Source organism: Klebsiella oxytoca NBRC 105695 (assembly GCF_001598695.1).
Lineage (GTDB): Bacteria > Pseudomonadota > Gammaproteobacteria > Enterobacterales > Enterobacteriaceae > Klebsiella > Klebsiella oxytoca.
The window spans coordinates 1-14,165 of record NZ_BCZK01000002.1; the positions used below are offsets into that span (position 1 = coordinate 1).

The following is a 14,165-nucleotide window of genomic DNA, read 5'->3' on the forward strand; positions in this document are numbered from 1 at the left end:
GCTTAACGCTTAACGCTTAACGCTTAACGCTTAACGCGGGCTGAAAAATTACAGACCCGGCAGTCTGTCAGGCAGACGGATAGCCAATCATAATGTGTCTGTCATCGTACAACGATCGCCGCTTGCAAGGCCGGAGAACACAGATATGTTCTCCGGCCTTTTTACTTTTTGTCGCCGCTTCAGGAGCTCTTTCCGGCGGAACATTCGCGGTCCTCGAGGCTGTTATTTGGTATCAGGCTTCATCATTTTATTCATTTAATACAGAATGATTTAAAATGAAACTATCTTTTCTAATTTTAATAACGTTTGATATATCTATCCCGAGAATATATTTCGCTTAAATGTTTATTATATTACGATGATGAACTGATTCATTAATGTGATTTTTATCATTTATTAGCGTTTATGGTTATTATTTAATGGAGTGAAAATATATTTTTCAGAGTGGTCAGCTAGCATTGAATTTCATGTTAAGAACTTTGAGAATGAGATGAAGTACTATAAATTCATATGAATCATAGTTAATCCCTTTGTTTTTTAAGTGGTATTTTTTAATTGTGAAGGTTTTTGAAGTTTGTTTTAGTTGAGAGCTTTTTGTGAGATATAAAGACTTCTTTGCAAGTATAATATTAATCGAGACCGTAGTGCGTCTATCTTCAATTATTGCAATTTGTATTAGTGAGGTGATATTTTGTTTTTGCTCACCGTCTGGTGGGTATATATCCTGAGGAGGAGTAATATGGGTAATAGTTTTCAAAATGAGGTGCCAAAATCTCGAGTTAATCTTCAATTGGATCTTCACACTGGCGGGGCGGGAAAGAAAAGCGAGTTACCGTTAAAGTTACTTGCGGTAGGCGATTTTAGTAACGGAAAAGAACAACGGTCTTTATCTGAAAGAAATAAAATAAATATCAATAAAAACAATTTTGATAGCGTAATGGCTGAACTCTTACCTACGGTCGATTTGCTGGTCGAAAGCACTCTGTCAGGAGAGGCCCGGATAGAAAATATTAAACTTAACTTTGGTAGCGTCAAAGATTTTGAACCAGAACAGGTTGCTCGCAATATCCCATCGCTTCGTGCATTGATTTCTATGCGTAATTTACTACGCGATCTCAAAGCCAACTTGCTGGATAACGTCGAGTTCCGTCGTGAACTGGAAAAGATTATGAAAGATCCTGCGATGAGTAGTGAACTACGCGCAGAGCTAACGGCACTCGCACCGTAAAAAAGTAATGGACAACGACCGGAATAAATACGGTTCATCAAGGAAATGAAGAGGAGGGCATGCTGATGTCTGTACAAGAACATGACGCACCGGTAGCGCAGGCGCAGGCTGTGACCAGAGAAAATGTTTATCAGTCTCTGTTTAAAAAAATTCACCTGACGCCGGTTTCTTCTCTGAAACAACTCGGAGAGTGGCAGGATAGTGAAGCAATGGCGGAAGCATCAACGGAGGAGAGGGTCTCTGCAGCCATCCAGGTATTGCTTTCCTGCGTGGCGAAATCCGGAAAAAATGTTGAAAAGTTAGATAAATCACTGCTGGATTTTCATATCAGCGAGCTGGATCAAAAAATCAGCCAGCAGCTGGATACCGTGATGCACCACCCGGACTTTCAGGCGCTCGAATCGCTCTGGCGCGGCCTGTGGTTTCTCGTCCAGCGAACCGACCCTCGAAAGAATACCAAAATTGAGCTTCTGGATGTCAGCAAGGAAGACTTACGTCAGGACTTTGATGATGCGCCGGAAATTGTCCAGAGCGGGCTTTATCACCACACTTATGTGCAGGAATATGACACTCCCGGCGGCGAGCCAATAGCCTCAGTGATTTCCAGCTATGAGTTTGATAACAGCCCGCAGGACATCGCGTTGCTGCGTAATATCTCTCGTGTGGCCGCGGCTTCGCATATGCCGTTTATTGGTTCTGTCGGACCTGAATTCTTCCTTAAAAACTCAATGGAAGAGGTGGCTGCCATAAAAGATATCGGTAGTTATTTCGATCGTGCCGAATATATCAAATGGAAAAGTTTTCGCGACACTGATGATTCCCGCTATATCGGTCTTGTAATGCCCCGTGTACTTGGCCGTCTGCCGTATGGCCCGGATACGATTCCCGTCCGCAGTTTCAACTATGTGGAAGAGGTGAAAGGGCCCGATCACGAAAAATATCTCTGGACCAACGCGTCATTCGCCTTTGCGGCGAATATGGTGAAAAGCTTTGTTAACAACGGCTGGTGCGTACAAATTCGCGGACCGCAGGCGGGGGGAGCGGTCACCGATTTACCGATCCATCTTTACGACCTCGGTACCGGCAATCAGATCAAGATCCCCTCGGAGGTGATGATCCCGGAGACCCGTGAATTCGAATTTGCCAACCTTGGATTTATTCCACTCTCTTATTACAAAAATCGTGATTACGCATGCTTCTTTTCGGCTAACTCGGCACAGAAACCGGCGCTGTATGAGACGGCGGATGCCACTGCTAACAGCCGCATTAATGCCCGCCTGCCGTATGTCTTCCTGCTGTCGCGAATTGCGCACTATCTGAAGATTATTCAGCGCGAGAATATTGGTACCACCAAAGACCGACGTTTGCTGGAACTGGAGCTTAATACCTGGCTGCGTAACCTGGTGACGGAAATGACCGATCCTGGTGATGCGCTTCAGGCATCGCATCCGCTGCGCGATGGAAAAGTGGTTGTGGAAGATATTGAGGACAATCCGGGCTTCTTCCGTATCAGGCTTTATGCCGTGCCGCATTTTCAGATTGAAGGAATGGATATCAGCCTGTCGCTGGTATCGCAAATGCCGAAGGCTAAATCGTAAGCCACAGGCGCGATGAAAATCTCTCGTCTGCTGCGGGCTGAGGAGATCGACCTTCCTCTCAGCGGCAATTTCGTTGGGAAACCTTCAGTAATAATGGCTTTGCTCAACTCGCCATCTGCCCTCCCTCGGAGTGGCTGCTGTGGCGTTAGATAGCGCGGTGCTGGCGTTGAAAAAACTAAAGATGCCATTCCTGCGCCTGTGTTTCCCCAACGATACGTTGATGGTACGGAAGTATCAGATGGGCTCTCTTCTGCTTGCGACCTGAATACGCGTGCGGAAGAGAATACGGTGGACGCGGAGCAGAACATACCGTCGGAGGCGGCGGTACCTCAATCACACTAACAAGGAGAGTAATTCTCATGGCAATTCCTGCTTACCTTTGGCTGAAAGATGACGGTGGCGCGGATATCAAAGGTTCCGTAGACGTACAGGGACGTGAGGGCAGCATCGAGGTCGTGGCGCTGGACCACGATGTGTATATCCCGACGGATAACAATACCGGCAAACTGACCGGCACCCGTACCCATAAGCCATTTACCTTCACTAAGGAAATCGACGTATCCAGCCCGTATCTCTACAAGGCCGTCACGACGGGTCAGACTCTGAAAACGGCAGAGTTCAAGTTTTACCGGATAAATGACGCCGGTCAGGAAGTTGAGTATTTCAACATTACGCTGGATAACGTCAAGCTGGTCAGAGTGGCTCCGCTGATGCACGACATTAAGGATCCTGCGCGCGAGAGGCACAATCATCTGGAGCGTATCGAATTCCGTTACGAAAAGATTACCTGGACCTACAAGGACGGAAACATCATTCATTCCGATGCATGGAATGAACGTCCTTCGGCCTGATAACCGCGGCAGACAGGCAACTGTCTGCTTTTTTATGCGTATTTGCTGATAAGCCGGTCCTTCCGGTGGGGCAAACCCTATCACATTCTGACAGAAACCTGCCAGGCACAGGGTTACGGCTACGGGCGGTAGCGTGCCTGAACAGGATTCAGTAAAGGAAAAATCACTACATTGAAGAAGGGATATCTATGACCGTAAACCAGCCAGCTGCACTGCTACGCCGCCTCAACCCGTTCTGCGCCCGCGCGCTGGACTCCGCCGCATCGCTGTGCCAGACCCGCGCTCACGCCGAGATTACTATTGAGCACTGGTTATTGAAGCTGCTGGAACAGGGAGAAGGGGATATCACCGTCATTGCCCGGCGCTATGAGTGGGATATGGAGATTCTCTGGCAAGCGTTGCTGGGGCATCTTGAAACGCTTCCACGCTCGGTACGTGAGCGTCCGCAGCTTTCTAAACGCCTGACGGCGCTGATGACGCAGGCATGGTTGTTCGCTTCGCTGGAGAGCAACGAGCCGCAGATCCGTAGTCAGCACTTGCTGATGGCGCTGACGGAGAAGTCCGAACTGCTGGCTTGCGACGATCTGTGGGTGTTGTTGAGCGTGGGTCGCGTCCAGTTAGGGCGGCTGCGCGCGCTACTGGACGAGCAGTCGGAAGAGTGTCCGGTGCGGCAAAGGCAGGCAGGCGAACCGCTGGTGGAAGATATAAGTACAAATTCTTCTGCGCTTGCGGCGGATGATAGACAAGATGATGCGCATCGAGCTGTCCTTAAACGTTTCACTTCGAATATTACAGAAAAGGCCCGGATGGGCCAGATCGATCCGGTGTTTGGCCGCGATGTTGAGATCCGCCAGATGGTGGATATTCTGTCGCGCCGTCGCAAGAACAATCCGCTGCTTGTGGGCGAGCCTGGCGTCGGCAAAACCGCGCTGGTGGAAGGGCTGGCGCTGCGTATTGTAGATGGCAACGTGCCGGATAGCCTGAAAATCGTGCATATTCACTCGCTGGATCTGGGGCTGCTACAGGCAGGGGCTGGCGTTAAGGGGGAATTCGAGCAGCGGCTAAAAAACGTCATCGACGCGGTGCAGGCATCGCCGGAGCCGGTGCTGCTGTTTATCGATGAAGCCCATACTATCATCGGCGCGGGAAATCCTGCGGGCGGCGCAGATGCGGCTAATTTACTGAAACCTGCTTTGGCCCGCGGTGAGCTACGCACTATCGCAGCGACGACCTGGAGCGAGTACAAACAATATTTTGAGCGCGATGCCGCTCTGGACCGCCGTTTTCAATTGGTCAAAGTGGACGAGCCTGATGAGGACACGGCCTGCCTGATGCTGCGCGGGCTGAAGACCTACTACGCGGAGCACCATGGGGTGCACATCCAGGATAGCGCCATTCAGGCCGCGGTACGTCTGTCACGGCGTTATTTGTCCGGACGCCAGCTGCCTGACAAGGCGGTAGATCTGCTGGACACTGCCGGGGCGCGTGTCCGGATGAGTCTTGATACCCTGCCGGAGCCGTTAACTCAGCTTCAGGGACATCTGGCCGCGCTGGATATTGAGCAGAAGGCGCTTGAAAAGGATCGCGCGTTTTATCCTGCATCCGCGCAGGCTCGACTGGCAGAGCTCGCCGACCAGCGGGATCAACTCCAGCAAAAGGCGGATCAGCTGGAGTATCAGTACCAACAAGAAAAAGCGCTGGTGCAGCAGATTATAGCGCTACGCCGGGAAAGTCCGGACAGTGAACGGTTACCTCAACTACAACAGCAGCTGCTACAGCAACAGGGATTAACGCCATTGCTGGCGCTGGATGTGGATGCCCGGGCCGTCGCTACCGTCGTAGCTGACTGGACCGGCGTACCGCTCACTTCCCTGCTGAAAGATGAGCAGAGCGAGCTGCTGAATATGGAACAGATGCTCGCCAGGCGGGTGGTAGGCCAGGATGGTGCGCTAAAGGCTATTGCGCAGCGGTTGCGGGCGGCAAAAACCGGGCTCACGCCGGAAAATGGCCCGCAGGGCGTATTTCTGCTGACCGGTCCTGGCGGCACCGGTAAGACCGAAACTGCGCTGGCGATGGCGGATGCGCTGTTCGGCGGCGAAAAGTCGCTTATTACCATCAATCTCTCAGAGTATCAGGAACCACATACGGTTTCTCAGCTCAAGGGAGCGCCGCCGGGTTATGTTGGCTTCGGCCAGGGTGGCGTATTGACGGAAGCCGTCAGAAAACGTCCGTATAGTCTGGTTCTGCTCGACGAGGTAGAAAAGGCGCACCGCGACGTCATGAACCTTTTTTACCAGGTGTTCGATCGCGGTTTTATGCGCGATGGGGAAGGCAGGGAAATCGACTTTCGCAACACCATTATCCTGATGACCGCTAATCTCGGAAGCGATCACATTATACAACTGCTGGAAAAGAGGCCGGCGGCCACGGACGGGGATCTGCAGGAACTGCTGTATCCGCTGTTGCGGGAGCACTTCCAGCCTGCGCTGCTGGCGCGTTTCCAAACGGTAATTTACCGCCCTCTCGGGTGGGAGGCGATGCGGTCCATTGTGGAAATGAAGCTGGCGGCAGTGAGCCGCCGCCTGCGCGAACATTACGGTATGGAGACGGTGATCGGGGCCAGTCTTTACGATCAACTGGCCTCCTCCTGTCTGCTGCCGGATACCGGGGCGCGTAATATCGACAGCTTACTGAACCAGCAGATTCTGCCTGTACTGAGCCAGCAGCTGCTGGCGAATCAGGCGGCGCGACGGCAACCCAGGCTGCTGGCGCTCGGCTGGAGTCAAGAGGACGGTATCGTACTGGAATTAGATACGGAATAACGGGGATGGCGATGAATGCGCTGTGCTCTGGGCGTTACGACTGCCGTTTCCCGTTCATCCCGAAACCCGTCATGGCCGATAGTGATGCAAGCCTTCCCCTCGCCGGGAAAATATTCCGGACCGGAAAAAATCATAACCGATAGCCTAAGTGAGGGGGCGATGCGAATGAGTGAATTACTGCAGCAGTTAACCCGCAGCTGTTTTCCCGATCGGAATGCGCTTGAGGCGGGACAACAACAGGCGGCGCTGTGGCAGACGTGGCTGCTGCCAGTGACGACGGAGTCTCCGGTCGGGAGAGACCCCGTCTACCACGACGATTTCCAGCTGATGCGCGACGAGCTGAATAAGCTTTCCGGCGCGGATACCGCTCTGATTTGTCAGCTTGCGGAATCCCTGCTGCTCACTCAGGCAAAAGATGTACGCATCGCCACCTGCTATATCTGGGCGCGATTGCACCGCGACGGCGAACGCGGATTAGCGGAAGGTCTCGCCCTACTGGCCGGGCTGGTGCAGCGCTTCGGGACGCAACTGCTTCCCTCTCGTCCGGCGGGCCGGAAAATGGCGCTGGAATGGTTAACTGGCGAAAAGATACTCGACAGCCTGGCGCGTTACCCGGAAGTGGCAAAAGAAGACTTTGCCAATATTGTCGCGGCTCTCAATCTGCTGGACGCTTCTTTTTCTACATGGCCGGAAGAACAACAGCCGCCGTCCCTGATACCGCTGATCCAGGCGCTGGAGTCGCGGCTGGCGCAGTCGGGCGGGATGAGCGCGGTGGTGCCGCAGAACAGCGCGGCAACCGCTTCACCTCCGACAAATTCGCTACAGATACAGTCCATCAGTTCCGGGCGCGACCTGCTGGATCAGGCAAAAGCGCTGGCCCGCTACCTGAACGCGCAGCCGCAGGGCTGGCTGGCGGCGCATCGGTTGATGAAAACTCTGCGCTGGGACACCGTGCATGAACTGCCGCCTGATGTGGATGGCAGAACCCGACTGGCTCCGCCGCGTAGCGAGTCACGTACTCAGCTTAAACGGTTGTACTCGCAACAGAACTGGACCGAGCTGCTGGAACAGGCCGACCTGATGTTCAGCGCCGGGGTCAATCATTTCTGGTTTGATATTCAATGGTATTTGTATCAGGCGCTGGGCAAAGCGGGCGCGCCGTGGGACAAGTGGACGGCAATTATCCGCCAGGACCTGATGCTGTTGCTTGAGCGTTTACCTGGGCTGGAGAGCCTGGCGTGGAACGACGGCACGCCGTTTGCCGATGAGGTGACCCGCAGTTGGATTACCCGGCAGGTGCTGCCGCAAGATGAGGGGAACTGGCTTAGCAGGACGCCAACGGCCCCGGTGGAAGAGCCGGACAACGATGTGCTGGCGCTGGAACCGGAGGCGCTGGCGCTGGCGGACCGCGAGGGCGTTGATGCTGCGCTGGGCTGGCTCCAGTCCCGTGCGGGGATCGTCACGGCACGCCAGCGTTTGCTGTTGCGTCTGTTGATGGCTCGCATAGCGGAGCAGTACGGTAAAAGCGAAATGGCGCTGCTGCTGCTGGAAGAGCTGCATGGCGCTGCGCAGGGGCTGACGTTGACACAATGGGAGCCGGAGTTAATTTTCGAAGTCACGGCACGACAGCTGAAGCTGCTGCGCCTGCGGGCGCACCGCTATGCAGATAAAGCCCATCTGGCGCGGAAAATGGAAAATCTGCTGGCGGCGCTGGTGGCGATGGATCCTGCGCGGGCGGCAGTACTTTGTGATACGCAATATAAAGACTGAGAACTCACCCGGTATCGAGTTTAAAGGCGCCAATCCTGACGTTATTGCAAAGCCGAAATACGCTACCGATAAGAAGCCGACAGAGACTATGCCCGGCTTACCCTGACCGCGCGCCATTGAGAAGATAAATAGCAAGCAGCGGCTGTTTCCGCTAAAGGATAAAAATAGTATGGAAATCGCTTCGTTAAACCCAATGCCGACGTTTAATTTCAATCATGAATGGCCGCGAGCTCAGGGCAGTGAAAAGGATCGGCGGCTTCTTTCAGGGAGTCATAATATGCAATGTACTCACTATTGCCGGGCGATTATGCATTATTTGCAGCAACAGGAGCGTATATGAAGACGCCGCACTCTTCATTTATCAGCCCGTTCCGCACGGGCGGCGATCCCTGTACCTTTCGGGAGGCCGGCGAACTGCAGGCCGAAATAGGCAAACTTACGCATCCGGCGCGGCCGGATGTGGACTGGGGCAGGGTAGAGAGCCTGAGTCTGGCTCTGTTTCGGCAAAACGGCGTGGAGTTGCAAACGCTGGTCTGTTACGCGCTGGCGAGGACCCGGCAGTATGGGATAGCAGGAATGGTGGACGCTCTGGATGCCCTCGCGGCATTGATAAACCAGCGCTGGGGAGATTTCTGGCCGCTGCAGGTCCATTCAAGGATCGCGCTGCTGGCGTGGCTTGCCGAGAAGATGAAGCAGGCGCTGCGCGCGCAGGATCTTCAGTATCAGGATCTGGCGCAGATTAACCACTGCAGCCAGCACCTGACGGAAATAGAGAACGTGCTGCGGCGGTGCGAGGTCTGGCATATGTCAAAACTGGAGCAACTGGCCGTTCAGTTGCGAAATGCGGCGATGCGCCTGGAGCGGCTGGCGCCGCAGGGCGAAAAAACGGCGGCGAAGAAAATCGCCAGGGAGCGCCCCTGGCCGAGAGATGTAAAAAATGGGGCCAAAAAAACCGCTGAAGCGCAGGCATCGCGAAAGCATGACGAAAGCTTGTTATTGAAGAAAACTACGGAGAGTCCTCGCCAGCGGCGGGTATGGCCCGGCTTTATCGCCGGGATGCTGACGATGGTTTGCCTGGGAGGTTGCGGTTTCTGGGGTTGGTCATGGCTGAACCCGCCAGAAATGGGCCTACGTGAGGCACAGACCGCGACGTCGGTGTTGGCGTTGCCCTCAGCGCCGGGGAGGGATGGCAACAAGATGCTGAGCTGGGCGCAGGGAATGGCGACGACCCGCGCGCAGCTGAAGAGGCTGAATGACCTGCCGCCGCTGTGGCCCCTGCGCCAGGAAGAGGCGCTGCTCCTGGCCCTTGAACGCCGCTGGCCGAATAATTCGCAAATTAAGGCGATGAGCGCCGAGTGGCGTAAGCAGCGGGAAGCCAGCGCGCTGCCGGTGCCTGACTTACAGCGCTATGCCCAGGCGCAGGCGAAGCTACGGCAGCTTTCGCTAAGGCTGGATGCGCTGGATGAACGCAAGGGGCGGTATATGACTGCTTCTGAGTTGAAATCGGCAATTTTCAGCATCCGGCAGCTGTTACAGACGCCGCCGCTGGAAGAACAGCTCAGGCAACTGGAGGCTCAGGTACGAGCCGGAAGTCTCTCACCGGTGCTGCAAATGCAGATTGATTTTCATTTTAAGCAGTTGCTAAGCCGCTACGCTATTTTGCTGGATAGCACGGAAGTGAAACCGAACCCTCAGTAGTAGGATGTCGGCTGCGGTAGAGTAAAAACAGACGGGAAAAGTTGGCCCAGGATTTTTTCAGCCCGCCATTTGATTATTGCTGTTTTAGCAAAAATCCTCTGCGTTAAACGATCTTTTTCTCGATCCTCTCGTTGGTCATAATGTTTCTCATTAACCGCTATTGATAAATAATGAGGAAAATCATGACAATCCCTGCATTTGGTCTTGGGACCTTCCGTCTGAAAGATGACGTAGTGATCGCATCTGTAAAAACAGCGCTTGAGCTGGGCTATCGCGCCATTGATACCGCGCAAATCTATGACAATGAAGCGGCCGTGGGCCAGGCTATCGCAGAAAGCGGCGTCGCGCGCGATGAACTGTTCATCACCACCAAGATCTGGATTGAAAATTTAAGCAAAGATAAGCTCATCGCAAGCCTGAAAGAGAGTCTGCAGAAGCTGCGCACCGAATATGTCGATCTCACGCTGATCCACTGGCCGTCGCCAAACGATGCGGTTGCCGTGGAAGAGTACATGGCTGCTCTGCTGGAGGCGAAACGCCAGGGACTAACTCGCCAGATGGGTATCTCTAACTTCACTATTCCGCTGATGGAGCGCGCCATTGCTGCCGTTGGGGTAGAGAATATCGCGACCAACCAGATTGAACTGTCGCCTTATTTGCAAAATCGTAAGGTCGTCGATTGGGCCTCTGAGCATGGCATTCACATTACCTCTTATATGACTCTGGCTTATGGTAAAGCGTTAAAAGATGAAGCCATTGCCCGGATTGCGGCGAAACACAATGCCACTCCGGCGCAGGTTATCCTCGCGTGGGCAATGGGTGAAGGCTATGCGGTGATCCCATCTTCGACCAGGCGCGAAAACCTGGCAAGCAACCTGAAAGCTCAGGAGCTGCAGCTTGATGAAGACGATCGCCTGGCGATCGCCGCGCTGGACTGTCACGATCGTCTGGTTAGCCCCGAAGGTCTGGCGCCTGAATGGGATTAAGCTAACCCCCTCTGTACTCTACAACCCTCTTACAGCTCCTGCGGGAGCTGTTTTACATGCTCACTAAGAAAGTCGATAAAAGCCCTGATCCGCGTGCTTACCGCCCTGTCGCTGTAGTACACCGCGCTAAACGGCATTTCAATCGGCAGCCGTTTGTCAGCCAGCAGTTCGACAAACGCCCCTTCAGCAATTTCTTTATCCACCATATAGTCCGACAGACAGGCTATACCGTTACCGGCCAGACACAGCTGCTTGAGCGTTTCCCCGCTATTGGAAGATATCTCGCTTTCGATTTCCAGCAGTTGGCCATCGCAGCAGGAAACTGGCCAGGTATTCAGGGATACGGGCTCGCTAAAGCCGAGGCACTGATGATGTTTTAGCTCGGCGACGCTTTGCGGCGTTCCGTGCCGGGCAAGATAGTCCGGCGAGGCGATAATTTTGCGGTAGCTATTGAACAGCGGCCGGGCGCGCAGGCTGGAATCGGTTAGCGTGCCGGCGCGGATCGCGACGTCCACTTTCCGCTCAATCAGATTGATAAAGGTCTCTGACGAGACCAGCGAAAGGCTCATTTCCGGGTAGCGCTCACGGAAGGGCCTGATCAAAGGCATCAGAAAATGCAATATCACCGGCGTCGCGGCATCAACGCGAAGTAATCCTCTTGGCGTCGTTCGGCTCTCCAGAAGCTCATTTTCGGCGGCGGCCATCTCCTGAAGCACAACCTGCACTCGGCGGAAATAACGCTCGCCCTCTTCGGTCAGGCTTAGCTGGCGGGTAGTACGGTTAAGCAGGCTGACGCCGAGCTTTGACTCCAGCTTTTTTACCGCCCGGCTGACGGCGGAATTAGCCTGACCAAGCTGTTCGGCAGCGCGACTAAAACTGCCGCTCTCTACCACGGCGACAAAAATGGCGATTTCTTCTGAGGTAGCTCTCATTGTTGCACCTGTGGCAAAATTATATTGATACTTTGGCTATTTTTGTCATTAAAACATCTCTTCATACTACGTGTCATCTTAATCCTGTTGATACGGAGTACATTATGCCGCTGGCGCTACTTGCCTTAACTATCGGTGCCTTTGCGATTGGCACGACTGAATTTGTCATTGTGGGCCTGGTGCCTGACATCGCTGAGCAACTAGCTATTTCGCTACCCTCTGCAGGGCTGCTGGTTTCTATCTATGCGTTGGGCGTAGCGATAGGTGCTCCTGTGCTCACCGCGCTGACCGGGCGTATGCCGCGTAAGCAGCTACTGCTGGCGTTAATGGCGCTGTTTACCGCTGGCAATCTGCTGGCATGGCAGGCGCCGGGTTACGAGACTCTGGTTCTGGCGCGCCTGCTGACCGGGCTGGCGCATGGGGTATTCTTTTCGATCGGTTCGACAATTGCGACCAGCCTGGTCGCGAAGGAGAAAGCGGCCTCGGCGATTGCGATGATGTTCGGCGGGTTAACCGTTGCGCTGGTGACCGGCGTGCCGCTAGGCACCTTCATTGGCCAACACTTTGGCTGGCGTGAAACATTCCTGGCCGTGTCTATTCTTGGCGTAATCGCGTTAATGAGCAGCCTTATTCTGGTGCCTGGTAACATTCCGGGCCGCGTCAGCGCGGGTCTGCGCGCTCAGCTTAAGGTTCTGACCCATCCGCGTTTACTGATTATCTACGCGATCACTGCTCTGGGGTATGGCGGCGTATTTACGGCATTTACCTTCCTGGCGCCGATGATGCAGGATCTTGCCGGATTTAGCCCATCGGCCGTCAGCTGGATCCTTCTGGGCTACGGTGTTTCAGTGGCGATAGGTAACGTATGGGGCGGAAGGCTGGCGGATAAACATGGCGCCGTGCCCGCGCTGAAGCTGATTTTTGCCGCCCTGGCTGCGCTACTGGCGATCTTTCAATTTACGGCCAGTGTGCATTATGCTGCTCTGGCGACGGTTTTGGTGATGGGGATCTTTGCTTTTGGTAACGTTCCGGGACTGCAGGTGTACGTGGTGCAGAACGCGGAGCAATACACTCCTGGCGCGGTTGACGTTGCCTCTGGCCTGAATATTGCAGCATTTAACATTGGCATTGCGTTAGGTTCGGTGATTGGCGGGCAGATCGTAGCGCATTATGGTCTGGCCCAGACGCCGTGGATCGGCGCTCTGATTGTGCTGGTGGCGCTCTTACTGGTCGGAATTAGCGGCCGGCTTGATAAGCCAGGGCTTCGCGCTAACGGCCCTGGCGTAGAAGGCTAAAGGTTTCTGGCAAATTGCATTGAAAGTGTCTACAAAAATCCCTATAACAGAAGAACCAGCTGCAGTCGGGCTGGTTTCCTGTTATCGAGGTTTGATGCCTAAATTGCGAAAGAATACCTATGCCATGCGCTATGTCGCCGGACAGCCTGCGGAGAGAATTTTACCTCCGGGGTCGTTTGCAGGCATGACTCCGGCTTTTCCGGCGGGAGTACCGTTAAGTTCGGATGAAAAAATCCGCGTACTGGTGTGGAACATCTTCAAGCAGCAGCGCGCCGAGTGGAAATCAGTTCTTAACAACTTTGGTAAAGATGCGCACCTGGTGTTGTTACAGGAAGCGCAAACTACACCTGAATTAGTGAAGTTTGCCACGTCCAACTACCTTGCAGCGGATCAGGTTCCGGCGCTGGTGCTGCCCCAGCATCCTTCCGGCGTGATGACGTTAGCCTCTGCGCATCCTATCTACTGTTGTCCTCTGCGTGAACGCGAGCCTATCCTGCGGTTGGCGAAGTCGGCATTAGTGACCGTGTATCCGTTACCGGATTCCCGCCTGCTGATGGTGGTCAATATTCATGCGGTTAACTTCAGCCTTGGCGTCGATGTCTACAGCAAGCAGCTGCTGCCGATTGGCGATCAGATCGCCCATCACAGCGGGCCGGTGATTATGGCAGGCGACTTTAATGCCTGGAGCCGCCCGCGAATGAATGCCCTGTACCGCTTTGCGCGCGAAATGTCGCTGCGCGAAGTTCGTTTCTCTGACGATCAGCGCCGCCGTACGTTTGGCCGCCCGCTTGATTTTGTCTTCTATCGTGGGTTAAGCGTACACGATGCTTCCGTACTGGTGACGCGTGCCTCCGACCACAACCCTCTACTAGTCGAATTCAGTCCCGGCAAGCCTGATTAATTAAGGTATGTCAGGCCTGCCACGGGGCAGGCCTGCGTATGCATGGTGCTGCCTTTATTACTCAAAAAAACCGAAGGACAATGC

Annotated in this window: 10 protein-coding genes; 9 read left to right on the plus strand and 1 reads right to left on the minus strand. The window is 54.1% G+C overall.

Features of this window, described 5'->3' with window-relative positions; genetic code table 11:
* Positions 1-739 precede the first annotated feature (739 nt).
* The 7 genes from tssB to dkgB all read left to right on the plus strand — a co-directional run bounded on the left by tssB (position 740) and on the right by dkgB (position 10,953).
* Positions 740-1,228, plus strand: a complete 489-nt coding sequence (gene tssB, locus KO1_RS03670) for a type VI secretion system contractile sheath small subunit (RefSeq protein ID WP_004099108.1) — start codon at positions 740-742, stop codon at positions 1,226-1,228.
* A gap of 65 nt (positions 1,229-1,293) precedes the next feature.
* The gene (gene tssC / locus KO1_RS03675; RefSeq protein ID WP_004099110.1) at positions 1,294-2,826 is read left to right on the plus strand and encodes a type VI secretion system contractile sheath large subunit; all 1,533 of its coding nucleotides are present in this window, start codon (positions 1,294-1,296) and stop codon (positions 2,824-2,826) included.
* 359 nt (positions 2,827-3,185) lie between these two features.
* Positions 3,186-3,677 carry an Hcp family type VI secretion system effector gene (locus tag KO1_RS03680; protein ID WP_004099111.1) on the plus strand — a complete coding sequence of 164 codons (492 nt, stop codon included), beginning with the start codon at positions 3,186-3,188 and terminating at the stop codon, positions 3,675-3,677.
* 188 nt (positions 3,678-3,865) lie between these two features.
* Positions 3,866-6,499: a type VI secretion system ATPase TssH gene (tssH, locus tag KO1_RS03685; protein WP_004099113.1), complete on the plus strand. Its 2,634-nt coding sequence runs from the start codon at positions 3,866-3,868 to the stop codon at positions 6,497-6,499.
* A 165-nt stretch (positions 6,500-6,664) separates the two neighbouring features.
* Complete coding sequence (gene tssA, locus KO1_RS03690) at positions 6,665-8,269, plus strand: type VI secretion system protein TssA (RefSeq protein ID WP_017146585.1); 1,605 nt, start codon at positions 6,665-6,667, stop codon at positions 8,267-8,269.
* A 336-nt stretch (positions 8,270-8,605) separates the two neighbouring features.
* On the plus strand, positions 8,606-9,967 hold the full coding sequence (locus KO1_RS03695; protein ID WP_004099130.1) for a VasL domain-containing protein: 1,362 nt from the start codon (positions 8,606-8,608) through the stop codon (positions 9,965-9,967).
* A gap of 182 nt (positions 9,968-10,149) precedes the next feature.
* Positions 10,150-10,953: a 2,5-didehydrogluconate reductase DkgB gene (gene dkgB / locus KO1_RS03700; protein ID WP_004099132.1), complete on the plus strand. Its 804-nt coding sequence runs from the start codon at positions 10,150-10,152 to the stop codon at positions 10,951-10,953.
* 29 nt (positions 10,954-10,982) lie between these two features.
* Here dkgB and yafC read toward each other — a convergent pair whose 3' ends face one another.
* Entirely contained in the window at positions 10,983-11,885 is a 903-nt protein-coding gene (yafC, locus tag KO1_RS03705; protein ID WP_004099134.1) for a DNA-binding transcriptional regulator YafC, read from the minus strand.
* Between the two features lie 104 nt (positions 11,886-11,989).
* On the opposite strand from yafC, the gene KO1_RS03710 reads away from it, so the two are divergent.
* Entirely contained in the window at positions 11,990-13,180 is a 1,191-nt protein-coding gene (locus KO1_RS03710; RefSeq protein ID WP_064406841.1) for an MFS transporter, read from the plus strand.
* Between the two features lie 103 nt (positions 13,181-13,283).
* A complete protein-coding gene (locus KO1_RS03715; protein ID WP_024359141.1) occupies positions 13,284-14,081 on the plus strand; it encodes an endonuclease/exonuclease/phosphatase family protein in 798 nt (265 codons plus the stop codon).
* Positions 14,082-14,165 lie beyond the last annotated feature (84 nt).